This is a genomic window from Paeniglutamicibacter sulfureus (assembly GCF_030512175.1).
In the GTDB taxonomy this organism is placed as follows: Bacteria; Actinomycetota; Actinomycetes; order Actinomycetales; family Micrococcaceae; genus Paeniglutamicibacter; species Paeniglutamicibacter sulfureus.
The window spans coordinates 1,912,466-1,938,635 of sequence record NZ_JAULBL010000002.1; the positions used below are offsets into that span (position 1 = coordinate 1,912,466).

A 26,170-nucleotide genomic window follows, 5' to 3' on the forward strand; every position below is an offset into this window, starting at 1 on the left:
GACCATCATTTGGCCAGTCGATGCCAAATCTTTGCCTAAAGGGGCCGTGACGCGGCCGGTCGGACCGGGAATTGCCATTACAGTGGAGGGCATGCATCGCCAGAATTCGCAATCGAAGAGCTTTGATTCCCTGCCCGATCCGGCACGCCGAAAAGGTTCGGTGGTGTTGCGTCGCTCGCAAGCCAAAACCGAGCAGTCGGATGCCTATCTTCTTGATACGCGCGAGGATCAGGATTTCACCCACTCCGATCCGTGGCGAGTTTTGCGCATCCAGAGTGAATTCGTTGAAGGATTCGGCGCCCTTGCCGGTTTGGGGCCGGCGATCAGCGTCTTCGGCTCCGCCCGCACTCCGCGTGGGTCGGAGCGCTACAACCAAGCCGAGAAGATCGGCGAGCTCATTGCGGCCGCCGGGGTGGCAGTGATAACCGGTGGCGGCCCCGGGGCCATGGAGGCAGCAAACAAGGGTGCGGTTGCCGCCGGCGGCATTTCGGTCGGCCTGGGTATTGAGCTGCCCTTCGAAACCGGACTCAACGAGTGGGTCGACCTCGGAATCAACTTCCGCTACTTCTTCGCAAGAAAAACAATGTTCGTCAAGTACTCACAAGGGTTCATCGTCTTGCCTGGCGGTTATGGAACATTGGATGAACTCTTTGAGGCGCTGACCTTGGTGCAAACCGAAAAGGTGACCGGATTCCCCATTGTTTTGGTCGGCATCGCATATTGGAGCCCGCTTTTGGAATGGCTGCGAAACACCGTTGCGGTGGAAGGCGCTATTTCCGTTTCAGACCTTGACTTGGTTCACATCACCGACGACGTCGAAGAAGCTGTGGATATTGTTGTTAATTCGGCCAGGCCCAATGGCTTTGTCGCAGGGGACTAAGACCCGACGGCCGATCGCAAACTACTGAGGAGCGCAAGTTGGTTTACATGCTGCTGGTGGTCGCCATCGTCATACTCGGTGCCGCAGTGTTGATTGGTGTTGGAGTCCGGCGGACCCGCGCGGGCCAGGACGGGCGACGGTTTGAGCCCTTCAACGTCCCGATCCAAGGGCTGGTCGAGCCGGTGGCCAGTCTGCCGCCGGTGCTTCTGCCCGAGCGGCCGAGCGCCGAGGATGTCGAGAACGTGAGCTTTTCGCTGGGGCTCCGCGGATATCGATGCGACCAGGTTGATGAGGTCCTCGATGTCCTTTCGGCCGAGATTTCTCGGTTGCATGAGGTCATCGCGGCACACGGAAAAGGGCTTGTGATTAGCAACACGAGCCATTCTTCGGAATAATGGAACGTAGCAAGTTGAAAGCGGATCAAGAATTTCCGGGTTCGCCGATTAACTCACCACCGGGTGAAGGCCCAAAAAATCCTTTACCTCAAATGAAAGGGAACAGCGCTAATGGCTGCGATGAAACCACGTACCGGGGATGGTCCGATGGAGGTCACGAAGGAAGGCCGTAGCCTGATCATGCGCGTACCGATTGACGGTGGCGGACGTCTGGTTGTTGAGCTCAATGCCGACGAGGCCGCCGAGCTGCGCGATTGCTTGGTAGGTGCCACCGAGTAGGACTTGGTGTCGGAATGCTGCGGGGCGGGGACTTGGCCGATACGGCCAGTGCCCGCCCCTTGGTGTGTCGGGCTGCGGTCGAAACCAAGGGGCGGGACTCCCTGTGGCACTTCGCGGGCTCCCGTGGTGCGGGGTGCTCGCTAGCCGATGCGGGCGGCGAGCTGGAGGCCGAGCCCGGTGGGGACCAGGGAGCTGACAAAGCGCTCATCCTCACGCAGTACGCGGGTCGCATTGCGCGTGGCCACGGTGCTGGGCTGGCGCACGGCCGGCTTGGGAACGCGATGCTGGTCGAAGGCGTCGTGCACGATGACCAGGCCGCCGACCTTGACCAAGCGGATGCCCTGGTTGACGTACTCCATGAGGTGCGTCTTGTCCGCATCGATGAACACCAGGTCGTAGGCACCGTCGGTGAGGCGGGGCAGCACTGCCTGCGCGCGGCCCGAAATGGCGCGGGTGCGTGACCCGTCGACCCCCGCTTCGTGGAAGGCGGCGCGGGCGGCGGCCAGATGGTCGACATCGATGTCAATCGTCGTCAGCGCGGAATGCTTCCCCGCCCCGCGCAGCAGGCTGGTGCCCGAGACCCCGACGCCGGTGCCGATTTCCACCATGTTCCTGGCGCCGGAGATGGCGGCCAGGACGGAGAGGAAATTGGCCGTGGCCGCTCCCACGGACTCCACACCCAGCTCGCGGCCGCGCTCGCGGGCCCGCTCCAGCACCGCATCTTCCTGGGTCTGGGCCTGCGCGTATGTCCAGCTGCTAAAGATGTCCAGGTTCATGGTTGTGCGGCAAATCCTTCGAGTGGTGCGTTGCGGGCTGGTGGCCTTGCCCCGACCCGGAGGCGACAGTGGCAAGGGACGGCATCCCAGCTGACACCGCCAGCCCCCATCCTATCCTTGTGCCGGGCCCTGTCAGGGGTGAAACCGAAACATTGAAGCGGCACAGGTTGCTTTCAGCTTCCGCTCAGGAGCCTGCGCGAGACTTGTGGACGTGAACGCATCGAATTTCTCCTTGGCCAGCGACGTACGCTCCCTCGACGAGCCTGCCGAACTCGAAGTGCCGACGTGGGACGAAATCGTCAAGGACCACTCGCCGCGCGTCTACCGCCTGGCATACCGCCTGACGGGCAACCGGCAGGACGCAGAGGACCTGGCGCAGGAAACCTTCGTGAGGGTCTTCCGCTCGCTGCATACCTTCACCCCGGGAACCATCGGGGGCTGGCTGCACCGCATCACCACGAACCTGTTCCTGGACCAGGCGCGGCGCAAGTCCCGCATCCGCTTTGACGGGCTTGCCGAGGACGCCGAGGCCAAGATCCCCGGGACCGCACCCGGACCGGAACGCAGCTTTGAATACAACAACCTGGATATTGACGTCCAGGCCGCACTCGACGGGCTAAGTCCCGAATTCCGGGCGGCAGTGGTCCTGTGCGACCTCGAGGGTCTGTCCTACGAAGAAGTCTCCGAGGCGCTGAACGTCAAGCTCGGCACTGTTCGCTCCCGCATCCACCGTGGCCGTGGGATGCTGCGCGAAAAACTGGCGCACCGCAATCCGGCCACCAGGCCCGCAGCCACCAGGGCCTTGCCCAAGATCCGGCGGACGATCCCGGGAGTGCGCTAGGGCATGCATCGGTATGAACGCTGGATGGGCGACTACGTGGGCGGCCGGCTGAACGGTCGTCGCGCCAAGGCCCTGGAGAAGCACGTCCCGGGTTGCGCCGCGTGCTCGGCTGCGTTGAACACCTGGCAGCGCGGCCCTGTTTCCGCGCCGAAGACCGCCGAAAGTCCCGCCGTGCCGCTGAACGCCCAGACCCTGCTCGGTGCCCACTACGCGCTGCCCCACGAGCGCGGTGCGCGAGGTTCCCGGACGAACGGATTCGTTCCCATGGTGGTGTTGTTGCTGGTCTTCGCCCTGGTGGGCACGATCGCGGCGATGTCCTGGGTCCTGGGTGCACAGGCCGCGCAGGGTGCCTCCAAGGGCGATCCGGCGGAGTCCTGGAACGCCTCGGCCCGCACCCTGGATACGGATACCATCACCCAATTGCGCCAGGCCGGTTGGACCTGCCCGGTCATTGAAGCTGCGGGGTTCACCCTTACCTCCGCCAGCGGGGTGCTGGTGGGCGGCGAGGCGACGGTGACGCTGGTGCTCAGCGACGAGGAACACACCGTGGAGCTGGCCGAGACGCGCACCCTGGCCAGTGCCGTGAAGGCGCCGCTGCAGACCACGAAGGCCGCTTCGACCAGCACCGATCCGACCTCCGGCATGCTGACCGAGCTGGGCCGTCGCCTGGGTGCCAAGGCGGCTGCCGCCGTCACGTATGCTGGGGGAACCGCCACACTGAACATGGAAGACGTGAGGTACGAAGTTTCCTCCGACATGTCCAAGGCCGACGTGGAACAGGTCCTGCAGCGGCTGGTGGTCGGTGAACATACGCGCATCGTGTCGCTGGATCCCTCCACCGAGAAATTATCGCAACGCCTGCTGCGGGGCTTCTCCCGCCTCATGGTTTTGGACTTCAAATAGGCAATGGCCTCATCGCAGCTCGAAAGCAGGTAGTCTACAAGGGTGTTTTTGGGAATCAATGGCAGTGAACTGCTGGTGCTTGCGGTGCTCGCGGTGGTTATTCTGGGACCCGAGAAACTGCCGGAGTATGCCGCGCAACTGGCGCGCCTGGTCAAGGAACTGCGCCGCATGGCCACCGGTGCCAAGGAGCAGTTGCGCGAGGAAGTCGGCGACGACATCGCCGACATGGACTGGCGCAAGCTTGACCCGCGCCAATACGACCCGCGCAGGATCATCAAGGACGCGCTACTCGAGGACTTCGAGGACGCGGTGTCGGCCGTGAAGGAAGCCCCGGTCGCGCGGCAGCGTTCGGTGACCACTGCGAAGGTTGCCCCGCTGGCCCCGCACGAGCCGGCGCCCTTTGACAGCGAGGCAACGTAGCCCAAGCCCGGTAGCGTAACCACGGCAGGCACTCCAGGCGGCATCCTTCGGGGGAGGCCGCCTTTTGTGTTGTCCGGGACCTGTCCGGGAACTGTCCGGGCCTGTCGTGGAACTGTCCGGGCCTCGAGGCCGGCAGGAAGCGTCGGGCAGGGCATGCGATCACGCCGGGGTGCTGAGTGTCCGGCTGCGGCTGCCAAGGGCCGGTCGTGGGGACCGGGGCTCCTAGCGCGGGGTGACGCCCAGCTTCAGTCCTGCCAGGCCGCGTGGGCGGTGCGTGAGGCCGCGGGCCATCTCGATGATCTGTGCGGCGGCGGGGGAGTCCGGGTGGGAAAGCACCAGTGGCACACCGGTATCGCCCCCGACTCGCAGCAGCGGGTCAAGTGCGACTTGCCCCAGCAGCGGGACCTCGGTGTCCAGCACCAGCGACAGGCGCTGCGCGAGTTCCGCCCCGCCGCCGGAACCGAAGATCTCCAGAAGCGACCCGTCGGGCAGCACCATGGCGCTCATGTTCTCGATGACGCCCACGACCTTCTGTCCGGTCTGGACGGCGATCGACCCGGCGCGCTCGGCGACCTGGGCCGCCGCCGCCTGCGGGGTGGTGACCACCACCAGCTCGGAACCAGGCAGAAGCTGGGAGACGGAGATGGCGATGTCCCCGGTGCCCGGGGGCAGGTCCAACAGCAGCACGTCCAGGTCCCCGAAGTGCACATCGGTCAGGAATTGCTCCAGCGCGCGGTGCAGCATCGGGCCGCGCCAGATCACCGGCTTGTTGTCGTCGATGAACATGCCGATGGAAATGACCTTCACCCCGTGGGCCACCGGCGGCAGGATCATCTCATCCACGCGGGTCGGCTTGGCCCCGGGGATGCCCAGCAGCCCGGGGATGGAAAAGCCGTGCACGTCGGCGTCGATGAGCCCGACGCGCAGCCCGTCGGCGGCCATGGCGCAGGCCAGGTTGGCGGTCAGCGAGGACTTGCCGACCCCGCCCTTGCCGCTGGCGATCGCGATCACGCGGGTCAGCGAGGCCGGGTCCGAGAACGGGACGGAGCGGCTTTTGAGCGACTCGCGCAGGGCCGCGCGCTGCTCGGGGCTCATGACCCCGAGGGCGACCTCGACGCGGCCGACGCCGGGCACCGCGGACAGGGCGGCCGCGACGTCGTTTTCAATGGTGGAGCGCATCGGGCAGCCGGCGATGGTCAGCAGCACCGTGACCCGTGCGGTGCCCCCGGACAGGATGGCGGATTCGACCATGCCGAGCTCGGTGATGGGCCGGCGCAGTTCGGGGTCCTGGACGGCGGAGAGTGCTTCAAGGAGCCGGGGCTCGAGGGTCATGGCGTGTCGTTCCTCCGGGGGCGCGACCGGCGGCCAGGTGCCCGCGGGGGCACCTGCGGGATGAGCCCGGTGTTGGTCGAGCTGCGGTCGCGCCGCTTGGTGGTCTTGGCGCGGAGGTTCAGTTCCTCGCCGTCGGTGGTTTCCAGCAGGTCCTCGAGGGCCGAGCGCAATTCGGAGCGAACGTAGTCGCGGGTTGCCACGTCGCGCAGGGCGATGCGCAGGGCGGCGAGCTCGCGGGTGAGGTACTCGGTGTCTGAGAGGTTGCGTTCGGCCCGCCCGCGGTCCTCGGTCAGCGATACCCGGTCGCGGTCGTCCTGCCGGTTCTGCGCCAGCAGCAGCAGCGGGGCGGCGTAGGAGGCCTGCAGCGAGAGCATCAGCGTCAGCGCCGTGAAGCCCAGTGCCGCGGAGTCGAAGCGCCAGCCCTCCGGTGCCAGCGTGTTCCAGATCAGCCAGAACACGCAGAAGATGGTCATGTAGAACAGGAACTGCGGGGTGCCCATGAAGCGCGCGAATTTCTCGGTGCTGGACCCAAACCTGTCGGGGTTGGGGGCAAAGCGCGGGAAGAAGCGGTTGCGGGCGGACATGGGGGTGTCGAGGCCTGTCGAGGCCTGGCGCTTCTCAGCCATGGGAACCTCCGTTCAGGGGTGGTAGGTCGGTGCCGATGGACGGTGCCGGGGCATCGGGTGCGGCGTCGTCGGGATGGTCGTCGTGGGTGCGCCAGTCATCGGGCAGCAGGTGGTCAAGCACGTCATCGACGGTCACCGCGCCGACCAGGCGCCCGTCGTCGTTCACCACGGCCAGCGAGGTGAGGTTGTAGCTGGCCAGGGTGCGGGCGACGTCGGCGACCCCCGCCTGGTCGTCGATGGGTTCGACGTCGGAGTCCAGGATGTTGCCCAGGGACTCCGGCGGCGGGGTGCGCAGCAGTGCCTGGATGTGCACGGCGCCCAGGTAGCGGCCGGTGGGGGTCTCCAGCGGGGGCCGGGTGACGAAGACCGTGGAGGCCAGCGCGGGGCTCAGCTCCTCGCGGCGCACCGAGGCCAGGGCCTCGGCGACGGTGGCCTCGGGGGAGAGGATCACCGGGACCGGGGTCATCATCGACCCGGCGGTGCCCTCTGCGTACTCGAGCAGGCGGCGCACGTCGCGCGCCTCCTCGGGCTCCATCAATTCCAGCAGTGCGTGCTTGGTGTCCTCGGAGAGCTCGCCCAACAGGTCGGCGGCGTCGTCGGGGTCCATTTCCTCCAGCACGTCGGCGGCGCGTTCCATGTCCAGGGCGGAAATGATCTGCACCTGTTCGTCGTCCGGCATCTCCTGCAGCACGTCGGCCAGCCGCTCGTCCTGGAGTTCGGAGGCGACCTCGACGCGGCGCTTTTGGTTCATCTCGTGCAGCGCGTCGGCGAAGTCGGCGGGCTTCATCTCGTCGTGGGCCGCGACATAGGTGCTGGCTGCCTGCGGTTCGTGCAGCGCGGTGTGCACGATCGCGTCCCAGGGCACCAGCAGCCGCTCGCCGCGCGCCCGGCGCAGGCCCAGCAGACCGCCGGCGGGGTCTCCGCGGCGCACGTAGTAGTCGGAGATGATCCAGTCGCCGTTGCGTTCCCGGGCCAGCCCGATGTCCTCGACCACCGCGTTGCCGGAGCCGTCGGCGAACACCACGCGCCTGTCGAAGAGCTCCGCAGCCACCAGGATCTCCGCGCCGCGCTGCTGGAAGCGGCGCATGTTCACCAGGCCGGAACAGATGATCTGCCCCGACTCCATGGCCTGGATGCGGGTCATGGGCACGAAGACGCGTCGTTTGCCGGGCACCTCGACGACCACGCCGACGCACTGGGCGGGCTTGGTGGCCAGGCGGGAAACGACCACGACGTCGCGCAACCGGCCCAGGCGGTCGCCCAGCGGGTCGAAGACGTCCAGGCCCAGCAGGCGTGCGATGAAGACCTTCGTAGAATTGCTGCTCACGCTCTCTAGGCTACTGCCTGACGTGCACCCTTTGGCGGTTTGGTGCATGTGTTGAGCGCGACGTGGTGAAACCGCGGTTGTGGGCGGCATCGCTTTCACCTTCAGCGATCAAGCCAGGTGTTCGGGTGCGGCAGCATGCACAATGGATATATGTCATCCCCACTTGGTGCATCCCCGTCCAACCCGAACCTGCCCGGCTTGCCGCGCGGCGAGCTTTTGGGCCGCTACAGCACGTACCTGGATGCGCAGAAGGTGGTTGACTACCTGGCCGACCACGACTTCCCCGTCGCCAACCTCACCATCGTGGGCAACGACCTCAAGTCGGTGGAGCGGGTCACCGCGAAGCTCAGCTACCCGAAGGTTGCCGCCGCCGGCGCCGCCCAGGGCGCGATGTTCGGCGTCTTTGTGGGGCTGGTGCTGACGATCTTCAGCCCGGGCTCCAACGCGCTGGCGCAGATCCTGTCCTCGGTGGGCATCGGCATGGCCATCTGGATGCTGGTGGGCGTGGTGAGCTACTCGTTCCGGCGCGGCAAGCGCGACTTCGCCTCGCAGTCCCAGGTGCTGGCCACCAGCTACGACGTGGTGGTGGCTTTCTCGCACGCACATGCTGCCCGTGCCATGGCGGCCAACCTGCCCATGAGCCGCATGGCTGCGGACAACGGCGTGGGCGCACACACCCCGCCGGCGCAGCCACAGCCCCAGGTCCAGCCCCCGGTCCAGGCCGGAGCTCCCGCGGCGCCCGCTGAGCCGGGCGCCAGCGCCCCGACGTCGGGCAGCTACTCGGACTTGCCCGACGGGCGCCCGCAATTCGGCATCCGGATCCAGGAAAACCAGCCGCCGGCTGCGGCCCCGGTGGCCGAGGCCCCGGCGGCGCCTGCAGCCGACACGCCGGCAGCCGCGCCCGCTGCCGCGGAAACCGAATCGACAGATGTCACCGGGGACGCGGATCGCGAAACGGGTGCCGGGAGCGCAAGCGGGGAATCCACGCCGGAGGATGCCAAGCACCCGGAACACGGCAAGCACCTCTAGCCGGCGGCCCCGCACCAGGCGGCCCAGGGCGGCAAGCCCGACAGGCACGAAACGCGAAGGCGGCCTTCACTCCAACGAGGATGAGGGCCGCCTTCGCGTTATGTGCAGGTTGGCCAGATCAGCCCTTCCGGACCTGTGCCATCCATTCCTCGACCTCGGCCGGGGTGCGCGGCAGTGCCGCGGAGAGGTTCACGCAGCCGTCGGCGGTGATGAGCACATCGTCCTCGATGCGCACGCCGATGCCGCGGTATTCCTCCGGCACGGCCAGGTCCTCGTTCTTGAAGTACAGGCCGGGCTCGATGGTGAAGACCATGCCCTCCTCGAGGATTCCGTCCAGGTACAGCTCGGCCTTGGCCTGTGCGCAGTCGTGCACGTCAAGGCCCAGGTGGTGGCTGGTGCCGTGGGGCATCCAGCGGCGGTGCTGCTGGCCCTCGGGGGAGAGCGCCTCCTCGAGCGTCACCGGCAACAGGCCCCAGGCGTCGAGGTTCTGTGCCAGCACCGTCACCGCGGCAGTGTGCAGGTCGCGGAAACGGGTGCCCGGCTTGGCCACGGCGAATGCGGCGTCGGCGGCGTCGAGCACCGCCTGGTAGATCTTGCGCTGCACCTCGGTGTAGCTGCCGTTGACCGGCAGGGTGCGGGTCACGTCGGCGGTGTACAGCGACTCGGCCTCGACGCCGGCATCCAGCAGCAGCAGGTCCCCGTCGTTGACGGCGCCGTTGTTGTTGATCCAGTGCAGCACCGTGGCGTTGTTTCCCGCTGCGGCGATGGTGTCGTACCCCAGGTCGTTGCCCTCCTCGCGGGCACGGGCGAAGAACGCACCCTCGACCACGCGCTCGCCGCGTTCGTGGCCCATGGCGCGGTCCAGCGAGCGGACGACGTCGTGGAAGCCGTTGACCGTGGCTGCCACCGACTTCTTCATTTCCGCGATTTCCCACTCGTCCTTGACCAGGCGGATCTCGCTCAGTGCCTCGGAGAGTTCGCCGTCGAGGGAGTCAGAGACTTCCAGGTCCACTCCGGTGTTGATGCGGGAGGTGTCGACGAGCGCGTCGCAGTTCATGTCCACCTCGCGCAGCAGGCGGATGCGCATGCCGCCGAATTCCACTACGCCGGCGTCCTTGGTGATGGCAACCTCGAGGCCGGTCAGGTCGGCGGTAGGCAGACCCAGGCGCGCCTGCAACAGGGGCAAGGTCGGGCGCGGTCCGATCCAGAACTCGCCGGTGCGGGCGTTGGAGTAGAACTCCTCCGAATCGCGCCCCGCCATCGGGGAGAAGTAGAGCGTGGAAACATGGTTCGAGCCGTTGTCGCCCGCGCCCGTCTCGGTGGGTTCCAGCACCAGGACGGCTTCCGGCTCGTGGTCAAGGCCCAGCCCGGTGAGGTGGGCGAAGCCTGAATGCGGACGGAATCGGTAGTCGGTGTCATTGGACCTGACCTTGTGCGGCCCGGCGGGAATGACCAGGCGTTCGCCGGGGAACTTGGCCGAGATCGCTGCGCGGCGGGCGGCCGCATACGGAGCGACCTTATCCGCGTTCGGAAGCGTGGAGTTTTCGGGGGCCCATGATGAGGCCATGAACTTCTTGAATGCCTCGGAGTTGGGGCGCTGGGAACGGTTGTTCACGCGCTCTTCGAGGGGCTGGTCGCTGCCGGTGGTGGTGGTTGCATCAGTGCTCATTGTCCAATCGTCTCAAAGGCCGGACACTTACGCCAAGACGCCCGGAGAACAACGAGGTGCCGGTGCCGGGGACTGGTTGTGTTGCTGGCGCGAACCGCACGCTTTCGCGGTGGTTGGCCGCTGCCCATCGAGGTGCCGGGCGGCATCGGGTGTTCGTTGTCGGAAGAACACCGCGGGGCACTGCCGACGCTGTCCTGCCAAGGGGCTACCCTGAAAGACATGCGGATCGACCTTCATGCTCATTCACATGTTTCCGACGGGACGGAGCACCCCGCCGAATTGGTGGCCGCGGCCAAGGCCGCCGGCCTTGACGTGCTGGCGCTGACCGACCACGACCAGACGTCCGGGTGGGCCGCGGCAGGGGAAGCCGCACTTGAAATCGGCGTGGGGTTGGTCCCGGGCATGGAGATCTCCTGCAAGACCGAGGCCGGCGTCAGCGTCCACCTGCTCTGTTACTTGCACGACCCCGCGCATGCGGGACTGATCGAGGAAATCGAAAAGGCCCGCGACGCGCGCATTACCCGTGCGCGGCGAATGGTGGAGTTGCTCGCCGAGGATTATCCGGTGGATTGGGACCTGATCGCCCGCCACTCGATCCCCGGCGGGACGATAGGCCGACCCCACATTGCCGATGCCCTGGTTACGGCGGGTGTGGTCCGCACCCGTACCGAGGCGTTCGCTGAGGTGCTGACAGCCCGCTCGCGCTACTACGTGGGCCACTACGCCATGGATCCGGTGACCGCGGTCAAACTGGTGCGCGATGCCGGTGGGGTACCGGTCTTTGCACACCCGGTTGCCTCCGCCCGCGGCCGGGTGGTGGGGGAGGAGACCTTCGAGCAGATGATCGAGGCTGGTTTGTTGGGCCTGGAAATCGAGCACCGGGACAACCCCAAAGAGGGGCGCAAATACCTGCGTGCGCTTGCGCTGGAACACGACTTGATCGTCACCGGGTCTTCGGACTACCACGGCACAGGCAAACCGAACCGACTGGGCGAAAACACCACCAGCCCCGAGATGCTGCAGCGGATTCTGGAAGCCGGGACCGGCTCCGCACCGGTCGGAATGCCCGACCTGTTCTAGCCTTCCCCATCATGCGCACCGCTGCCGTTCCGGAGGGGACGCTGGCGGTGCGCCTTTTTGATCCCCGGTGAGGGCTTTCCTGAGCTGCCGATGTGGTGGTCAGACGCGTACTTTTCTCGTTCTGCGGTGTTGATTAGTTTTGAGCTTGGCGGATGGACAATAGCTATTCGGTAAGTGGTCATCCAGTCGCAAACACATTACGAGTTCCGCTATTCATAATTCGGTTGATGGTCGTAACGGCTCGAGTGAACGCACGGATATTGCGGAGTTGGAATCGGTCCGTAATCGTCCTCCGGGGTGAGCTTCCCCGGACACCTGCTACTATCGTTGTAGTTGCTTCGCAGTTTGAAATGTTTTTGTTGAGCTTAGTTCCAACGTTTCACGAAGCAACTCGCAACCACGACGGCATGAACTTAGCCGTCATTTGGATGTAAATCGGTGTCGTGCACTGGTGAGGAACACCTCCCTGCGACCATAGTCCGATGTCCAAGTATCCGGCATGAAGCCCGGGTGGTTATGCGCGCTCAGAATGCGTCCACGCCGGATGTCTGCTCGATTCGTGTATGCGAATTCGATTAATTGTGCCTTGTAGGCCAGCGCGCAAATTAGGAATTGTTGCCGGCGGCATTCCTACGATGAGAGGATGGATATGGATCTCGAAAACGGGGATTATCAGCTTCTCGCAGGATGGGTTGTCCTGGGGTTGGTGGTGCTGTTTTACGGGGGGACATTTGTTATGTCCCTTATGATTGGCAAAAAGAAAGAAAACGCCGACGGTTATATGACAGCCGGAAACAAAATTGGTTTCGGCGTTTCCGCGGCGAGCATGACCGCCACATGGATCTGGGCATCCTCGATGTACGCCTCCGCGACATCGGGTTATACCTATGGCATTTCCGGGCCGATTCACTACGGTCTTTGGGGAGCATTGATGATTCTATTCATCTACCCCTTCGGCCGGAGGATCCGTGCGGTAGCGCCAAAGGCACACACCCTTGCCGAGGTCATGTATGCCCGCCATGGTCGTTCCAGCCAACTCATGCTGGCCGGATCCAACATCCTCGGTAGCGTCATTTCGCTGACCTCCAACTTCATTGCCGGTGGCGCACTCATCGCGTTGCTCTCTCCCTTTAGTTTCCGCCAGGGCATCATCGCGGTGGCTGCAGGGATCCTGCTTTACACCCTGTGGTCCGGGTTCAGGGCATCGGTGCTCACCGATTTTGCCCAAGTCGTGGCGATGCTCGGTGCCGTGGTGGTCATTATTCCGGTGATCTTCTTCGCCGCCGGAGGCCCGGGTCTCTTTGAAACAGGCGCCTCAAACCTCACGGCTCAGCAGAGCGACTTCTTCTCTTCCGATGCGTTCATGAACCAGGGTGCGCCGTACATCGCGGCTGTGTTGGCGTACGCTATCGGTAACCAGACGATCGCCCAGCGTCTCTTCGCAGTTCGTGAAGACCTGATCAAGCCGACCTTCATCACGGCGACGATTGGCTACGGTGCAACGATTATCGGATTCGGCATGCTCGGTGTCATCGCCTTGTACGCAGGCATCACCCCGATTGACGGGGACACCAACAACCTTATTCCGCAGATGGCCGTTACCTACCTTGGCCCGGTCCTGTTGTGTGTTTTCTTCATCATGATCCTGGGATCGCTTTCCTCCACGGCTGATTCCGACCTGGCTGCTCTTTCGTCAATCGCAATGGCCGACATCTACGGCCAGTCCGTTGGCAAGAGGAAGGCCAATCCGAAGACGATGCTGCTGGTCGGCCGGATAACGATGATTCTGGCCACCGCAGCCGGCTTGTTCTTTGCGAGCGGGAAGATGAACATCCTTGACCTCTTGGTCTTCGTCGGCGCGCTCTGGGGTGCGCTGGTGTTCCCGGTCATTGCGAGCTTCTACTGGAAAAAGGTCACCAACATGGCCTTCACCGTCTCCTCACTGACTGCCCTAGCAGTTTTCCTGCCGGTGCGCTTCGAATGGATCTCGATGTCCGGTCTGACCGGCTACGTCGTGGACGTCGTTTCCATCGTCGGAGTTGGCGTGGTACTGGGACTGATGAGTTTCGGATTCTTCGGGCTGAAAATTGCCCGGATCATTGGTATCGCAGCAATCGTCATCGTCTCGCCGTTTGCCTTCGGTGTCCTGCACGAATACGCCGTGCTCAGCGGCTCGCTGGTCGCCTATTCGGTCTCGACGGTTGTCTGCTACCTCATGTCGGTGCGTTCCAAGCAAAAGTTCGACTTCAGCACCATCAAGGACCGTGTCGGTGACTTCGACCCCGTCGAGACGATCACGAGCGATTCCGACCACCTAGCCACTTCGAAGTAGAGACAAGGAAAGAGGAGACTGTCATGAGTGTTTTTTGGTTGACCGTATATGTCTTGATCTGGCCCCTGGTCGTTGGCGGAACGCTATTCGTCATCGTGCGGGCGTTCTACCGGGAATGGCGCCAGGCGCGCGCTGAGGGCCGAGGCATGGTTTAGGACGGCGGGAGACGGCGTCGGCCAGAGGGCCGACTGCGTTTCCAGCTAGTTCAGGTGCGGGGAGTCTGCCAGTGACAGTGGCAGACTCCCCGCACTTTTCGCTTTTGACGTAGGTTTTGCCGCTTTGGCCTATCGACGTTGCTCATCCGCCTCGATGAACCACCACTGGCCAAAGACCCGGGCAGCCATCATCAACATTGATGACAAGCACGGCACTTTCGCTGCAAGATCTGATCATTAACAACGTGAGCGGCTCTAATTTTCCCCTTTGCCGATACGGGGGCCGTACCGGAATTCGCCACGGAAGTTCCTGCTGCCAGTGGTCGGCATGTTACCTGTCGAAGAGTGAAGCGCACCCGGGAGCGTCCGAGGCTTGGCTGCAGTTCTCTGCCACGAGGATCTTCTTAGTGCGCCACACGCTCATCATGACTTGTTCGCTCAATACGTTTGCAACGCCTGGGACCGGTGTCCACGGTCCACCTTCGGTTGAGTACTCCCCGCGGAAACGGGTAGTCAGCCCGACCCGGAAATCTCCCGTTTCACTATAGACGTGACTTGTGCTGGTCGGTTCATCAAAACTGCGCTGGACCATAGCACCGCCGGGAAAGTTTAGCGTTCGCGAGGTACCGTCTCCGTAAGACCAAATGTAGGAAACCGGTATCGCCCTGATTCGTACGTTCTGATCGAAAATTGTCACAGCGAAGTTTTGAGTTTCAGCTTTTGCATACATATGGGCATGTCCATTGCGCAGAGAAAAGCTCTCCGGCTGGCTGACGATAATAGAGGCAAGGATGCTCAGTTTTCGAAAGTCAGTGAGGGTAACCTTGGCAATGTCGTCCTCAGCACCGGGAATTTCTGTAGGCGGTTCCATTTGGCAATATTGTGTCACCGATATAACTTGACCTGCGCGTGGCCCGTTGACTGCTCGAATTGTCCTGACGGTTCGATAGCCTCCGTCGGCGCATGTCGGATCTGAAATCGCGTCACAGGAGCTAACCAGCGTTAGATCGGGAGTGCACTCACTGTAGTACTTGACGTTGTACCGAAGTTTCGGCCCGTTCGATATCGTCTTCGATTTCCCAGGCATGTTGGCGAAGCTCGAGGAGTTTTCGACATTCGTGGGCGGGCAGGCAACTGCGACAGTCATCTGACGACCACCTATGTTCGTGTACTCAACGCACCTTGCCCTCGCCTGTGCAGGCGGTGGGAGCGACATGCTGAAAACCGATATTGCTAGAACAAGAATGATGACTCTGCCGCATTGTCGGCTGAACATTTCACTTCACGTCCAAGTACTCAAGTGTCTCTACCGACCACCCGTCATCCCAACTGAGCAGTATCGTTGCTGCAAATGGCTCGTCACTCGCGGCAAATACACCTTGTCTTGTCCCGTCGCTCATATACGCCACCATCTCAGCTTGAGTGGAGGTATAAAGGGCGACTCCATTCTTTGGCTGCAATATGCTTTTCGTGACATTGACGCCAAAATTTGCGCCAGCAAGCCAAGATCCAGCCTTCTTATTGTTGTCGAAGGGATCAATGAATCCGCTCGCGCACTCGACACACGTACGTTTCGTAACCTGTTTGATTGGCTTCGTATCGTTCGATTGGATTGTGTACTCCACGAGCTCGTAGTAATACTCGACGAACGCTTCGATGCCAGCTTCGGACCGCACTTTAGCAGCCTCGGGCATCTTGGGAACAGGCCAGTTCTTCGCTGGCCCCTTGGAGCTAGCGGGAATGGGCTTGGGCGTTGGTTTCGCTGTGGGACTCGGTGATGGCGTCGGAGACGAACTCGTTGCCGTGGCCGTGGAAACTGAGGGCGAGCTCGTGGGCTCGGCGGGGACGGCGTCACCGGTGCATCCCGCTGCTGCCAGCAGTAGTGCACCCGAGGAGAAAGCGACGATGACTTGCTTGGTTTTCGTAAACATGCCTGAGGCCTACGATTCGGTCGGAGTCAATTAGCAGACAGCCTAGCCCGTTCGCGAGGGTTTCGGAGCGTTTTCCACAGGGTTCTATCGGCTTCGTGCCTGTTCGGGTGGCCATTGGACCAGTGACAGATGCCCCCGGACGTCGGAAGGCAAGGGTGGTTCCGTGCGCGTCTCCAACGATCGAAACCGAGGTTTGATGCGTACTGGAGTGCTGACCGGCCAGGATCGCATCCGGACGGGCTGAGGAATCGAATTCAGTCGGTGTCAGGACTCGCGGACAGCACTAAGCCCCGCACAACTTCGGAATTCGAGGTGTTACGGGGCTTAGATCGGAAGGAGTTTCAACGTGCGGCCGATCGGCGCTGAACCGAGCAGCAGGACCGCGTGGATAGGTTAGTCCTCCAGGACCTGAAGCAGCGTGGCCTTCGGGATGCGCTTGCTCATCACGGAGATCGACTGGGGGTTTTCGTCCACGCAGACGAAGCGGCGGCCCAGTGCCTGCGCGACGGAACCGGTGGTGCCGGAGCCCGCGAAGAAGTCCAGGACCCAGTCACCTTCGCGAGAACTCGCGTTGATGATCCGGCGCAGGATGCCCTCGGGCTTCTGCGTCGGGTACCCGGTCTTTTCCTTGCCAGTCGGCGAGACGATGGTGTGCCACCAGACATCGGTGGGCAGCTTGCCGCGCTCGCGCTTTTCGGCGGTGACCAGGCCGGGGGCCATATAGGGCTCGCGGTCGACCTCGGCGTTGTCGAAGTGGTACGTCTTCGGGTTCTTGACGTACACGAGGATGTTGTCGTGCTTGGCCGGCCAGCGGGACTTGGCCCGTGCGCCGTAGTCGTAGGCCCAGATGATCTCGTTCAGAAACGACTCGCGCCCGAAGATCGAGTCGAGCATGACCTTGGCGTAGTGGACCTCGCGGTAGTCGAGGTGCACATACAGCGTGCCGTCGTCGGCCAACAGCCGCCAGGCCTCGCGCAGGCGCGGTTCCAGGAAGGACCAGTAGTCGTCGAACGCGTCGTCGTAGCTGTGTAGGTCCCCGCGCAGGGTGGAGTAGCTCCGGCCCTGGAAGCCGACGCGGTCGCCCTCGCCGGCGGCAGCACGGACCGACGTCATGACCTGGCGCTTTTGCGTCCGGCCGGTGTTGAACGGCGGATCGACGTAGATCAGGGTGAAGGACTCGTCGGGCAGGGTGGGCAGGAACGTCGCGTTTTCGGCATGGACGATCAGGTTGGGTCCCGCCGGATCCCAGGCGGGGACGGGGGATGCCGCGGCGGGCCCATCGGCGTCCGGTGAAGGATCGGCGATGGGCCCGTCGGGAATGCTGGTCAACGTCATCTAGTTGCTTGGCGTCAATCTACTCGGCGTCGGTGCGGTTCACGACTTCGCCCTCGCGGCGGCGGGTGCGGCTGCGGTTGGGGCGGGTGCGTGCCGGGCGCTCGGCCTTCGGTGCGCCCTGGTCCGAAGACTCGGTGGTGCCGGCGTTCTCGGAGGCGGGGGCCGACTCGCGGTGGCGTTCGCCCTCGCGGGCCGGGCGGTCGGATCGGCCGCGGGAATGGCCGTGGCGTCCGCCGCGCTCCGAGCTGTTGCCGCCGCGCTCGCCGCCGCGATCCGAGCGACGTCCACCGTCGGAGGAACGCGGGGAGTTCTTCTTGCCGGTCTCGCCCAGGTCCTCGAGCTTCTCGCCGGCCAGGCCCTCAAGCTTGCGCGCGTGGCGCGGCAGACGGCCCTTGGTCCCTGCCGGGATGTGAAGGTCGGTGAAGAGGTGGGCCGAAGAGGAGTAGGTTTCCACCGGTTCGGTGACGTTCAGGCCCAGGGCCTTGTTGATCAAGCCCCAGCGCGGGACGTCTTCCCAGTCAACGAAGGTCACCGCGGTGCCCTTGTTGCCGGCGCGGCCGGTGCGTCCGACGCGGTGCAAGTAGGTCTTCTCGTCCTCCGGGCACTGCAGGTTGATCACGTGGGTGACGTCGTCGACGTCGATGCCGCGGGCCGCGACGTCGGTGGCCACGAGCACGTCGACCTTGTTGTTGCGGAAGGCGCGCAGTGCCTGCTCGCGGGCGCCCTGGCCCAGGTCCCCGTGCATGGCGCCGGCGGCGAAGCCGCGATCGATCAGCTCGTCGGTCAGCTTGGCTGCCGAGCGCTTGGTCTTGGTGAAGATGATGGTGCGTCCGCGGCCCTCGGCCTGCAGGATGCGGGCCACGACCTCGTCCTTGTCCAGCTGGTGGGCACGGTACACGACCTGGCGGATGTCCTTCTTGGTGATCGAGTCGTCGTCCGGGTCCGCGGCGCGGATGTGCGTCGGCTTGGTCATGTAGCGGCGGGCCATGGCGATGACCGGGCCGGGCATGGTGGCCGAGAAGAGCATGGTCTGGCGGGTCGCCGGGGTGGCGGCGAGCAGCGTCTCGACATCGGGCAGGAAACCCAGGTCCAGCATCTCGTCGGCCTCGTCGAGGACCACAAGGCGCACGTTCTTCAGGTTCAGGTGGCGCTGGCGGTGCAGGTCGATCAGTCGCCCGGGGGTGCCCACGACGATCTCGACGCCGTTGTTCAGCTGCTCGATCTGCGGTTCGTAGGCACGGCCGCCGTAGATCGTGGCGATGCGGGCGTTGCGCTTGGTCGAGGCCTTGGCGATGTCGGTGGCGACCTGGACCGCGAGCTCGCGGGTCGGGGCGACGATCAGGGCTTGCGGGGCGCCGGGGACCGGAAGCTTGTCGTAGCCCTCGTCGGTGGGGCCGACCACGCGCTGCAGCGCGGGGATGCCGAAGCCGAAGGTCTTGCCGGTGCCGGTCTTGGCCTGGCCAATGATGTCGTGTCCGCCCAGGGCGACAGGGAGGGTCATCGACTGGATGGGGAAGGGGTGCAGGATGCCGGCGTCGGTCAGGGACTCGACGATGTCGGCTCGGACGCCGAAGTCGGCGAAGGTCAGCTGCGGGAGTTCGTGCGGGGTTTCATCGGTGGACAGGGATTCTTCGATGTCCACTGCCTCGGACGCCGAGTCGGCGGTCAGCAGGTGTTCTGTATTCGACACAGGGGGTCTCATTCGTTTAGGCGCCTGGGACCGGGGTGCTCGACGACCGTCCCCGGCAAGGCCGGGGAAGTGGGGTCGGAGGTCCACCACAATCAGAGGTGCTTCCAGCGGAGCCGATCGCAGGCTTAGCTAGTGGTCAAGTGGGTCTGACCACGTGGGGCGCGGAAGTCGCTGGGTAATCCCGCATGAATTCTTTTCAAGGTACGCGACCGGGCATCCTTGTATACCGTTCAAGCATATCGTGAGTCCGGTCAATTCCGCGTATTGCCCCCGGAGGTCCGGGCTGCAGGGCCGTCCGTGGCCCGCTGCGCCGGGGACCCGCCGCACCGGGCCACGGCGCAGTTCTCAGGGGCCGACGATCCGGAAGAGCACCTTGCGGCTGGCCATGTCCGCGTGCACCAGCTCGGCCTCGACCTGCATCCCCGCCTCCGCCGTCCCCTCAAAGCGCGCCATGACAGCCGGGTCCTTCACCTGAAGGGTGCCGCCGGTGCGGTGGTTGCCGTTGCCCGAATCCTCGGTTCCGGTGATCGTCACCGCCGCGAAGCGTTCTCCCACCCGGTGGGCCAGCGAGGCGGCCTCCACGGTGTCCACGGCGGCGCGTTCGACGTTGTTGACGATGCGGTTCGAGGTGTTCATCAGGTCCGGAAGCTGGGGCAGCACCTCGCGCACTCCGGCCGGAACCTCCTGGCCGTGGACGGCGTAGGAGCAGATGAGCAGCGCGAAGCGGTCCACGAGCCGGCGCAACGGCGCGGTGGTGTGCGCATAGGGCGCGGCGATGGCTGCCTGGACAATGTCCTCGGGCACCTCGCCGTCCAGCACGGTGTAGGTGGCACCGCGGAACAGGCTCGTGGCCTGGTGCATGAGGGCCAGCTGGCGCGGGTCGGCCAGGTCCAGGGAGCGCAGGAACTCGCCATAGGGCTGCTCAGGCTCCCAGACCGTCCCCAGCGCCTTGGCCTGGAGCCGGAAGATCCTGATGTCCTTTTCCGCCGGCGGCGGCATGGTGCGCAACAGGCCCACCTTGGCCTGGAGCATGATGCGGGCGGCCTCCATCCCGGTCATCAGCGAGATCTGGGCGTTCCAGTCCTCCACCGGCAGCGGGGCGTCGGCCACGATGACATAGGTGCCGTCGACGCATTCGACCTCCTGGGAGGGGATGCGCAGCGACGCGCCGCCGCGGGCCCGTTCCAACTCGATGCGCTTGAGCCCGATCTCGCGCAGCAGCTGCAGCATCGCACTGGCGGTCCCGTCGTCAAGGGCAGCCTGGACATCGACATAGTTGAGCTTTTCGCGGCTGCGGACAATGGCCCGCTCCAGGGCGGTGTGGGTGACGGAGCCGCCGGCATCGAGGGTGAAGGCCCAGAGGTAGGCGCTGCGGTCCTGGCCCGGCAGCAGCGAACCAGCGTCCTCGCTGATGGACTCGGGGTGCAGCGAGATCCGTCGGTGCGGCAGGTAGACCGTCTGGCCCCGCAGTCGGGTCTCGGCATCGAGGCTGCCGCCCAGGGCGACGAATCCGGGCACGTCGGCGATCGCATAGTGCACCATGTAGCCGTCGCCGTTGCGGGCCAGGTGCACCGCCTGGTCCAGGTCGGTGGAGGTTGCCGGGTCGATGGTGACCAGTTCGATCTCGCGCCGGTCGATGGCCGGGCGCTCGAAGTCGGCGATGGCGCGCCGGGCCTCGGCGAGCACCTCGGGCGGGAACTCGCTGCGCAGGGCGAACTCGGTTTCCAGTGCCTGAAGGGCCTGGGCAAGTGCTGTGCTTCGTGCCTCGGGCGTGAGGGCGATAGATTGGTGGATCACATCGACAGCATAACCACCACGCCGGTGCCGGGTCGCGGTTGTGTCGCGCGTGTTGGGCCCCGAGTACGCTGAAGGCATGACCAAATCACCTTTGACCTTTGGTTCGGCCGCCGCTGCGGAAGACGCGGAACTGGCCCTGCTGGGGCTGATCGCGTACCAGGAACTCACGTCCTTCGAACACCTGTCCTCCGATGCGCGCCTGTCGCCGACACTGGTGGACAGGGAAACCCTGGGCCGTTTTGCGGTGACCGAGTTCGGGCATTTCGAGATGGTGCGCGAACTCATCGCCGATCGCGGCCTGGATCCGCAGGAAGTCATCGAGCCGTTCATGGCGTCGCTGGATGAGATGCACCGGCGGACCAAGCCGGGGGACTGGTACGAGTCCCTGACCAAGGCGTATGTGATCGACGGGGTCGCCGCCGACTTCTATGCGCTGATAGCCTCGGGCCTGGAGCCGGCGGCCCGCTCCCTGGTCGAAGAGGTCAAGACCGCGCAGGGAATCACCGACTGGCTGCGCGAGCGGCTGCAGCTGGCCATCGCGGACCATCCCGAGCGCGCCTCGCGCCTGGCCCTGTGGGGTCGTCGGTTGCTGGGGGAGGCGTTGACCCAGGCCCGCGAGATCGGCGAGACCTACGACTTCTGGGGTGCCTTGCAGGCCGAGGGCCGCAACGACCGCGGTCAGGAAATGACGGCGCTTTTTGCCCGGCTGGTGGAGAACCATTCGCGGCGCATGCGCCAACTGGGCATGACCGCCTGAGGCGTACCGGCGATCGCCACCACGGAACCGAGAGAAACGAGGAGAACCATGGACCTGGACAAGAACTCACCCACCCGTGTGCTGAGCACCTACGAGGTCGCCAGGGCGCTGAAGGAACTGCCGTCCTGGCGCGAACGCCACGGCGCGCTGGTGTGTGCGTGGGAGTTCCCGGATTCGCGCAAGGCCGTGGACTTCCTGGCCATCGTGGCGGAGGCCGCCGAACGCCAGGGGCACCATCCCGACGTGGATTGGCGGTGGAACACCATCTTCCTGAGCACCACCTCGCACGATGTGGGCAGCGAAATCACCCTGCGCGACGTGGCCCTGGCCACGCTGCTCGAATTCGCCGCCGCAGACTCCGCCGCCGTTGCGGCCCCGCAGCGCCACCAAGACGTGCACCTGGGCATCGACACCCGGGATCCGGCACGGCTGGAGGACTTCTGGATCGATGTCATGGGTTACCGCAAGGGCCGCGACGGGGACCTGGTCGACCCCGCGGGACGCAATCCGCGGATCTGGTTCCAGGAAACGGAAACGCCGAACCCCAACCGCATGCACATCGACAAGTACATTTCCCGCTCCGGGCTGGAGCATGCCCAGGCGGAGCTGGAAGCGAGCGCCGGCACGGGGGACAGGACGCACGAGCCAAGCTGGACCATCTACACCGATGCCGACGGCAACCGGGTCTGCCTGTGCACCTCGGATGGGGAACAACCGCCCGCCCTGGACCAACCCGCCCTGGACTAAGGGGCCGGGCCCAAGCCCGCGACGGCGCAGGCTTGGGCAACGCGGACTTAAACAACTCGAGGAGGACGGGTGCCCGTCCTCCTCGAGTCATCGAACGAAAGTGTCCTAGTGGGCGAAGCCCACGCGGCGAGCTTCCTCGACACCGATCTCCACATAAGCGATGCCCGAAACCGGGACCAGCATGAGGCGGCCCTTGGAGTCGGTGAGGCGAAGTTCCCCGCCCGATGCCAAGGCGTCGGACACGCGCTTGGCCAACTCCTCGGCGTTCTCGTCGGATTCGATTACGATCTCGCGGGCAACATTCTGAATTCCAATGCGAACGTCCATGGTGGCCTTCCTGGTTTGTTGCATGTGCCGGCGCCCGGTGGCGCCGACCAACATCTAGTGTTGAATTTACGTCAGGATTCCTTGGGGAATCGACCGATTCCGCGCCAAGCTAAACGCGACACCAAATCGCTGGCCTCTTCCATGGGCACCTCATCGGCCATGTCAACCCAGTAACGGGCCGAAACCTGTGCCATCCCGGCCATGGCGCGGCCCATGAGCAGGGCCTGGGCCGGTGCGAGGTTCGTGTCTTCGGCAATGACCTCGGCGATGCGACCGGCGAACTCGGCGTTGAACGCCTCGATGCGCCCGCCGATCTCCCGGTCGTTGAGCAGGTCGGACTCGAAGATGAGCCTGAACCCCTGGGAATCGCGGGCGATGTACTCGTAGTAGGCGCGAATCGTCGCGGTGACGCGCAGCTTGTTGTCGGTGGTGGAATTGATCGCGGCCTCCAGCAGGGAGCTGAACTCGTCCATGTGCGTATCCAGCAATGCGACGTACAGTTCCCGCTTGCCCGGGAAGTGCTGGTAGAGCACCGGCTTGGACACCTCGGCAACCTCGGCGATCTCGTCCATCGAGGCCCCGTGGAAACCATGGGCGACAAAGACCTGGTGCGCCGCCTGAAGCAGCTGGCGGCGGCGGGCCGCACGCGGCATCCGGGCGGTCCTTGGGGGCCGATCGCCGAGGCTTGGGGGTATGGTCACGTCGGCCCTTTCGCGAAAGCTGGCCGCCCGGCGGCACCGGGCGACATTTCGCACAAGTCTACTCTTGGGTAACGACGGATCCCGGACCTGACGCATCGTGCCGCACAAGACTATGGTGAATACATGGATTCCAGCAGCGAGACCAGGACCCGGAACCGGAACGACTCCACGGGCAGGCCCCCGGCCCTCGTGGCGCCCGGGGACGAGCTCCTGCCCGAGGAGTTGATGCGCTATTCGCGCCAAATCATCATCCCGGAGATCGGGATGGCCGGGCAACGCCGGCTCAAGAACGCGAGCGTCCTGGTCATCGGCGCCGGGGGACTGGGCTCCCCGGCACTGCTCTACCTGGCCGCGGCGGGCGTGGGGACCCTGGGCATCATCGACGACGACGTGGTGGACCTGAGCAACCTGCAGCGCCAGGTCATCCACTCCACGGCAGCCGTGGGGGAGCTGAAGACCGAATCCGCGGCCAGGCGCATCCGCGAGCTGAACCCGCTGGTCGCCGTGAAGCTGCACAACCAGCGGCTGGACACCGCCAACGCCGTGGAGCTCTTCGGCCAATACGACGTGATCCTGGACGGCACCGACAACTTCGCCACCCGCTACCTGGTCAATGACGCAGCGGCGCTCGCCGGCAAGCCGTACGTCTGGGGTTCGATCCTGCGCTTCGACGGGCAGGTATCGGTTTTCTGGGACGAGTACGGGCCGAACTACCGCGACCTGTACCCGACACCGCCGCCGCCGGGCACCGTGCCCTCCTGCTCCGAGGGCGGGGTCTTCGGGGTGCTGTGCTCGCAGGTCGGCTCCGTCATGGTGGCCGAGGCCATCAAGCTCATCACCGGGGTGGGCCGCACGCTGCTGGGTAGGCTGCTGATCCTGGATTCCCTGGACATGACCTGGCGCGAGGTCTCGCTGCGCCCGGACCCACAGGTTGAACCGATCACCGAGCTGCTGGCCAGCTACGACGACTTCTGTTCCACCCCGACACTGGACGCGGACGGGCTGCGGCTCACCGCGGCGCACAGCATCACGGCCTCCGGGCTGGCGGGGCTCTTGGAGGCGCGCGCCCAAGGGAAGGAAGACTTCCTGCTCATCGACGTGCGCGAGCGCGGGGAGGCGGAGATCGTGTCGATCCCCGGTGCCATCCTGGCACCGCGCGGGGCGGTACTGGCCGGAGAGATCGAATTGCCGCGCGACAAGGAACTGATCCTTCACTGCAAATCGGGCGGACGCTCCTCGGAGGTCATGCGCTACCTGCTGCGCAACGACTACACCCGGGTGCGCCACGTCGCCGGCGGCATCATGGACTGGATCAGCGACGTGGATCCGAGCCTGCCGACCTATTGAGCCCGGCGGCCGTCTGAGGGAAACGGAGGGCACAAAAAAGGCGCCGCCGGCAAGCCTCAGGGGGCTTGTCGGCGGCGCCTTCGCGCGTTGGCAGGGGCTCTAGACGGCCCGGCTCAGCTGCACGGCGTCCGGGGTCCCGGTCTCGGCGGCAGGGGCGGCGTCCTCCGCCGCTGACCCGGTGACCGGGCAGCGCGAGGCGTTCTTCACCGACGGTGCGCTCGGCGACTCGACCTCGAGGCCGTAGAGCGTCTGCAGGGCCTCGATGTAGTCCCCGGCGCGTCCGGCTGCTGCCAGCTCGCGGGCACGGACCGTGGGCACGTGCAGCAGTTGGCGCATCATCCGGCGCATGGCGAATTCGACTTCCTCGGCCGCGGCGGTGCAGCCGTGCTGGGCACGGACCTTCTCCACCTCGGTCTCGAGAACCTGCTGGGTGTGCTTGCGCAGCGCGACGATGGCGGCGTCGGCGGCGCGCTCGCGCTGTTCCGCGGCGAAGGCCTCGGAGGCATCGAGCACGATGCTTCGGGCCTGGCGCAGCGACTGGGCCTGCTCCTCGGGCGCTGCCATGCGCACCGATTCGAGGTTGATCAAGTCCACGCCCTCCAAGGCCCCGAGTTCCGGGTCGAAGTCGTGGGTCAGTGCCAGGTCGATGGCTACCAACGGGCGGGTGCCCCGCTCCAGGGCGGCGATGTCCGCTGCCATCAGGCGGTGGTCCGAGCCGCTGCAGCCGATGATGACATCGGCCTGCTCGAGGGCAGCCTCGAGGGTGGACTCGTCAAGGGCGGTTCCGCCGCGTTTGGCGACGAAGGCCTCGGCGCGACCGGAGGCGGAAAACACCGAGACGTGGTGGGCCGCGCGTTCGCGCAGCAGCGACAGGGTGGCCCCGGCGTAGGCGCCGGTCCCGAAGATCACGACGTTCTTGGTGGACCAGTCGGGGTCGCGGCTCAGGTCTGTGGCCAGCTCCAGGGCGACCGACACGACGGAGAGGCCGCGCGAACCCAGGGAGGTGCGCGATCCGACGTCCTTGGCGGTGCGCGAGGCGGCTTGGAAGAGTCGCACCAGCGAACCGGTCGCGGTTCCCGCTGCCTGCGCCTCATTGAGCGCACGGCGCACCTGTCCGGCGATCTCGCGTTCGCCGATGACGGCGGAGTCGAGTCCCGCGCCGACGGAGAAGAGATGCTCGATGACCTCGGTCTCGGTCTTGGAGACCAGCGCGGTGGAAATGACATCCTGGCTGAGCCCGGTGCTGGCAGCGATCTGGGAGATCACCTCCGACCGGGCGGCGGCCACGTCCTCGGACTGCGGGACTTCGCAGTAGATTTCGTAGCGGTTGCAGGTGGCCAGGGTGATGGCGCCGGCAACCGGGCTCGCCGAAGCGAGCACGACGGAAGCGACCTGGGAGGCGTCGGCACTAATCTTTGCCACGGTCTCGAGGTCGATGTCTGAATGAGAGGCAACGAGAGATAGTAAAACCACAGTGTGTCCAATCATAGCGCT

General features: G+C 65.1%; 26 protein-coding genes. 13 read left to right on the forward strand and 13 right to left on the reverse strand.

What is annotated here, in order from left to right:
• The first annotated feature begins 91 nt into the window (after positions 1–91).
• From Q2T94_RS15475 to Q2T94_RS15485, 3 genes are all read left to right on the forward strand, one after another.
• The gene (locus tag Q2T94_RS15475) at positions 92–880 is read left to right on the forward strand and encodes an LOG family protein (RefSeq protein ID WP_264270968.1); all 789 of its coding nucleotides are present in this window, start codon (positions 92–94) and stop codon (positions 878–880) included.
• 47 nt (positions 881–927) lie between these two features.
• Complete coding sequence (locus Q2T94_RS15480; protein WP_302266440.1) at positions 928–1,275, forward strand: DivIVA domain-containing protein; 348 nt, start codon at positions 928–930, stop codon at positions 1,273–1,275.
• Positions 1,276–1,386: 111 nt separating this feature from the next.
• Entirely contained in the window at positions 1,387–1,554 is a 168-nt protein-coding gene (locus tag Q2T94_RS15485) for a DUF3117 domain-containing protein (protein ID WP_264270931.1), read from the forward strand.
• A 140-nt stretch (positions 1,555–1,694) separates the two neighbouring features.
• Here the strand turns inward: Q2T94_RS15485 and Q2T94_RS15490 are convergent, their stop codons facing one another.
• A complete protein-coding gene (locus tag Q2T94_RS15490) occupies positions 1,695–2,330 on the reverse strand; it encodes an O-methyltransferase (protein ID WP_264270932.1) in 636 nt (211 codons plus the stop codon).
• 232 nt (positions 2,331–2,562) lie between these two features.
• Here Q2T94_RS15490 and sigE point away from each other — a divergent pair, with 232 nt between their 5' ends.
• The 3 genes from sigE to Q2T94_RS15505 are packed head-to-tail and all read left to right on the forward strand — an operon-like array spanning position 2,563 to position 4,494.
• Positions 2,563–3,171, forward strand: a complete 609-nt coding sequence (sigE, locus tag Q2T94_RS15495) for an RNA polymerase sigma factor SigE (RefSeq protein WP_264270970.1) — start codon at positions 2,563–2,565, stop codon at positions 3,169–3,171.
• A 3-nt stretch (positions 3,172–3,174) separates the two neighbouring features.
• The gene (locus Q2T94_RS15500) at positions 3,175–4,074 is read left to right on the forward strand and encodes a zf-HC2 domain-containing protein (RefSeq protein ID WP_302265535.1); all 900 of its coding nucleotides are present in this window, start codon (positions 3,175–3,177) and stop codon (positions 4,072–4,074) included.
• 42 nt (positions 4,075–4,116) lie between these two features.
• Complete coding sequence (locus tag Q2T94_RS15505) at positions 4,117–4,494, forward strand: sec-independent translocase (protein ID WP_302265537.1); 378 nt, start codon at positions 4,117–4,119, stop codon at positions 4,492–4,494.
• Positions 4,495–4,716: 222 nt separating this feature from the next.
• Here the strand turns inward: Q2T94_RS15505 and Q2T94_RS15510 are convergent, their stop codons facing one another.
• From Q2T94_RS15510 to Q2T94_RS15520, 3 genes are read right to left on the reverse strand one after another with little or no spacing between them, the layout of a single operon-like run.
• Positions 4,717–5,826: an Mrp/NBP35 family ATP-binding protein gene (locus tag Q2T94_RS15510; protein WP_302265539.1), complete on the reverse strand. Its 1,110-nt coding sequence runs from the start codon at positions 5,824–5,826 to the stop codon at positions 4,717–4,719.
• Entirely contained in the window at positions 5,823–6,452 is a 630-nt protein-coding gene (locus tag Q2T94_RS15515) for a DUF1003 domain-containing protein (RefSeq protein ID WP_264270936.1), read from the reverse strand. The genes Q2T94_RS15510 and Q2T94_RS15515 overlap by 4 nt, the downstream gene beginning before the upstream one ends.
• Complete coding sequence (locus Q2T94_RS15520) at positions 6,445–7,779, reverse strand: magnesium transporter MgtE N-terminal domain-containing protein (RefSeq protein WP_264270937.1); 1,335 nt, start codon at positions 7,777–7,779, stop codon at positions 6,445–6,447. Before Q2T94_RS15520 ends, Q2T94_RS15515 begins: the two co-directional genes overlap by 8 nt.
• 150 nt (positions 7,780–7,929) lie before the next feature.
• Here Q2T94_RS15520 and Q2T94_RS15525 point away from each other — a divergent pair, with 150 nt between their 5' ends.
• Positions 7,930–8,808, forward strand: coding sequence for a YflT domain-containing protein (locus Q2T94_RS15525; protein ID WP_302265544.1), 879 nt, complete (start codon positions 7,930–7,932; stop codon positions 8,806–8,808).
• 118 nt (positions 8,809–8,926) lie between these two features.
• Here Q2T94_RS15525 and Q2T94_RS15530 read toward each other — a convergent pair whose 3' ends face one another.
• Positions 8,927–10,477 (reverse strand): aminopeptidase P family protein, encoded by a 1,551-nt coding sequence (locus Q2T94_RS15530; protein ID WP_264270939.1) that lies wholly within the window; start codon positions 10,475–10,477, stop codon positions 8,927–8,929.
• Between the two features lie 219 nt (positions 10,478–10,696).
• Here Q2T94_RS15530 and Q2T94_RS15535 point away from each other — a divergent pair, with 219 nt between their 5' ends.
• The 3 genes from Q2T94_RS15535 (at position 10,697) to Q2T94_RS15545 (ending at position 14,044) form a co-directional block, all read left to right on the forward strand.
• Positions 10,697–11,557 (forward strand): PHP domain-containing protein, encoded by an 861-nt coding sequence (locus Q2T94_RS15535; RefSeq protein WP_302265547.1) that lies wholly within the window; start codon positions 10,697–10,699, stop codon positions 11,555–11,557.
• A 649-nt stretch (positions 11,558–12,206) separates the two neighbouring features.
• On the forward strand, positions 12,207–13,889 hold the full coding sequence (locus Q2T94_RS15540; RefSeq protein ID WP_302265549.1) for a sodium:solute symporter family protein: 1,683 nt from the start codon (positions 12,207–12,209) through the stop codon (positions 13,887–13,889).
• Between the two features lie 23 nt (positions 13,890–13,912).
• Positions 13,913–14,044 (forward strand): putative transporter small subunit, encoded by a 132-nt coding sequence (locus tag Q2T94_RS15545; protein ID WP_264270942.1) that lies wholly within the window; start codon positions 13,913–13,915, stop codon positions 14,042–14,044.
• Positions 14,045–14,375: 331 nt separating this feature from the next.
• Here Q2T94_RS15545 and Q2T94_RS15550 read toward each other — a convergent pair whose 3' ends face one another.
• The 5 genes from Q2T94_RS15550 to Q2T94_RS15570 all read right to left on the reverse strand — a co-directional run bounded on the left by Q2T94_RS15550 (position 14,376) and on the right by Q2T94_RS15570 (position 20,797).
• Complete coding sequence (locus Q2T94_RS15550) at positions 14,376–14,915, reverse strand: hypothetical protein (RefSeq protein ID WP_302265553.1); 540 nt, start codon at positions 14,913–14,915, stop codon at positions 14,376–14,378.
• Positions 14,916–15,321: 406 nt separating this feature from the next.
• Positions 15,322–15,975: a DUF6318 family protein gene (locus Q2T94_RS15555; protein WP_302265556.1), complete on the reverse strand. Its 654-nt coding sequence runs from the start codon at positions 15,973–15,975 to the stop codon at positions 15,322–15,324.
• Positions 15,976–16,368: 393 nt separating this feature from the next.
• Positions 16,369–17,310 (reverse strand): DNA-methyltransferase, encoded by a 942-nt coding sequence (locus Q2T94_RS15560; protein WP_264270945.1) that lies wholly within the window; start codon positions 17,308–17,310, stop codon positions 16,369–16,371.
• A gap of 19 nt (positions 17,311–17,329) precedes the next feature.
• A complete protein-coding gene (locus Q2T94_RS15565) occupies positions 17,330–19,012 on the reverse strand; it encodes a DEAD/DEAH box helicase (RefSeq protein ID WP_436836834.1) in 1,683 nt (560 codons plus the stop codon).
• Positions 19,013–19,345: 333 nt separating this feature from the next.
• Positions 19,346–20,797, reverse strand: coding sequence for a ribonuclease catalytic domain-containing protein (locus Q2T94_RS15570; RefSeq protein WP_302265563.1), 1,452 nt, complete (start codon positions 20,795–20,797; stop codon positions 19,346–19,348).
• A 76-nt stretch (positions 20,798–20,873) separates the two neighbouring features.
• Between Q2T94_RS15570 and Q2T94_RS15575 the strand changes: the two genes are divergently transcribed.
• Together Q2T94_RS15575 and Q2T94_RS15580 are read left to right on the forward strand one after the other, a co-directional pair.
• On the forward strand, positions 20,874–21,554 hold the full coding sequence (locus Q2T94_RS15575; RefSeq protein WP_302265567.1) for a ferritin-like fold-containing protein: 681 nt from the start codon (positions 20,874–20,876) through the stop codon (positions 21,552–21,554).
• A gap of 48 nt (positions 21,555–21,602) precedes the next feature.
• The gene (locus tag Q2T94_RS15580; protein ID WP_302265570.1) at positions 21,603–22,301 is read left to right on the forward strand and encodes a 4a-hydroxytetrahydrobiopterin dehydratase; all 699 of its coding nucleotides are present in this window, start codon (positions 21,603–21,605) and stop codon (positions 22,299–22,301) included.
• Between the two features lie 105 nt (positions 22,302–22,406).
• On the opposite strand, the gene Q2T94_RS15585 is transcribed toward Q2T94_RS15580, so the two are convergent.
• A complete protein-coding gene (locus tag Q2T94_RS15585; RefSeq protein ID WP_264270950.1) occupies positions 22,407–22,628 on the reverse strand; it encodes a DUF3107 domain-containing protein in 222 nt (73 codons plus the stop codon).
• 71 nt (positions 22,629–22,699) lie between these two features.
• Complete coding sequence (locus tag Q2T94_RS15590) at positions 22,700–23,281, reverse strand: TetR/AcrR family transcriptional regulator (protein ID WP_302265574.1); 582 nt, start codon at positions 23,279–23,281, stop codon at positions 22,700–22,702.
• Positions 23,282–23,452: 171 nt separating this feature from the next.
• Between Q2T94_RS15590 and moeB the strand changes: the two genes are divergently transcribed.
• On the forward strand, positions 23,453–24,676 hold the full coding sequence (moeB, locus tag Q2T94_RS15595) for a molybdopterin-synthase adenylyltransferase MoeB (protein WP_436836835.1): 1,224 nt from the start codon (positions 23,453–23,455) through the stop codon (positions 24,674–24,676).
• A 99-nt stretch (positions 24,677–24,775) separates the two neighbouring features.
• Here moeB and Q2T94_RS15600 read toward each other — a convergent pair whose 3' ends face one another.
• Entirely contained in the window at positions 24,776–26,149 is a 1,374-nt protein-coding gene (locus tag Q2T94_RS15600; protein WP_302266441.1) for a glutamyl-tRNA reductase, read from the reverse strand.
• Between the last annotated feature and the right edge of the window lie 21 nt (positions 26,150–26,170).

Excerpts from the sequence above, each read along its gene's own strand:
- Q2T94_RS15590 (WP_302265574.1), bottom strand. The coding sequence starts at position 23,281 with ATGCCGCGTGCGGCCCGCCGCCGCCAGCTGCTTCAGGCGGCGCACCAG.
- Q2T94_RS15530 (WP_264270939.1), bottom strand. The coding sequence starts at position 10,477 with ATGAGCACTGATGCAACCACCACCACCGGCAGCGACCAGCCCCTCGAA.
- Q2T94_RS15585 (WP_264270950.1), bottom strand. The coding sequence starts at position 22,628 with ATGGACGTTCGCATTGGAATTCAGAATGTTGCCCGCGAGATCGTAATC.
- Q2T94_RS15525 (WP_302265544.1), top strand. The coding sequence starts at position 7,930 with ATGTCATCCCCACTTGGTGCATCCCCGTCCAACCCGAACCTGCCCGGC.
- Q2T94_RS15580 (WP_302265570.1), top strand. The coding sequence starts at position 21,603 with ATGGACCTGGACAAGAACTCACCCACCCGTGTGCTGAGCACCTACGAG.
- Q2T94_RS15510 (WP_302265539.1), bottom strand. The coding sequence starts at position 5,826 with ATGACCCTCGAGCCCCGGCTCCTTGAAGCACTCTCCGCCGTCCAGGAC.
- Q2T94_RS15500 (WP_302265535.1), top strand. The coding sequence starts at position 3,175 with ATGCATCGGTATGAACGCTGGATGGGCGACTACGTGGGCGGCCGGCTG.
- Q2T94_RS15575 (WP_302265567.1), top strand. The coding sequence starts at position 20,874 with ATGACCAAATCACCTTTGACCTTTGGTTCGGCCGCCGCTGCGGAAGAC.
- Q2T94_RS15565 (WP_436836834.1), bottom strand. The coding sequence starts at position 19,012 with ATGAGACCCCCTGTGTCGAATACAGAACACCTGCTGACCGCCGACTCG.
- Q2T94_RS15480 (WP_302266440.1), top strand. The coding sequence starts at position 928 with ATGCTGCTGGTGGTCGCCATCGTCATACTCGGTGCCGCAGTGTTGATT.
- Q2T94_RS15550 (WP_302265553.1), bottom strand. The coding sequence starts at position 14,915 with ATGGAACCGCCTACAGAAATTCCCGGTGCTGAGGACGACATTGCCAAG.
- Q2T94_RS15535 (WP_302265547.1), top strand. The coding sequence starts at position 10,697 with ATGCGGATCGACCTTCATGCTCATTCACATGTTTCCGACGGGACGGAG.
- Q2T94_RS15560 (WP_264270945.1), bottom strand. The coding sequence starts at position 17,310 with ATGACGTTGACCAGCATTCCCGACGGGCCCATCGCCGATCCTTCACCG.
- Q2T94_RS15545 (WP_264270942.1), top strand. The coding sequence starts at position 13,913 with ATGAGTGTTTTTTGGTTGACCGTATATGTCTTGATCTGGCCCCTGGTC.
- moeB (WP_436836835.1), top strand. The coding sequence starts at position 23,453 with ATGGATTCCAGCAGCGAGACCAGGACCCGGAACCGGAACGACTCCACG.
- Q2T94_RS15540 (WP_302265549.1), top strand. The coding sequence starts at position 12,207 with ATGGATCTCGAAAACGGGGATTATCAGCTTCTCGCAGGATGGGTTGTC.
- Q2T94_RS15475 (WP_264270968.1), top strand. The coding sequence starts at position 92 with ATGCATCGCCAGAATTCGCAATCGAAGAGCTTTGATTCCCTGCCCGAT.
- Q2T94_RS15485 (WP_264270931.1), top strand. The coding sequence starts at position 1,387 with ATGGCTGCGATGAAACCACGTACCGGGGATGGTCCGATGGAGGTCACG.
- Q2T94_RS15490 (WP_264270932.1), bottom strand. The coding sequence starts at position 2,330 with ATGAACCTGGACATCTTTAGCAGCTGGACATACGCGCAGGCCCAGACC.
- Q2T94_RS15515 (WP_264270936.1), bottom strand. The coding sequence starts at position 6,452 with ATGGCTGAGAAGCGCCAGGCCTCGACAGGCCTCGACACCCCCATGTCC.
- Q2T94_RS15555 (WP_302265556.1), bottom strand. The coding sequence starts at position 15,975 with ATGTTTACGAAAACCAAGCAAGTCATCGTCGCTTTCTCCTCGGGTGCA.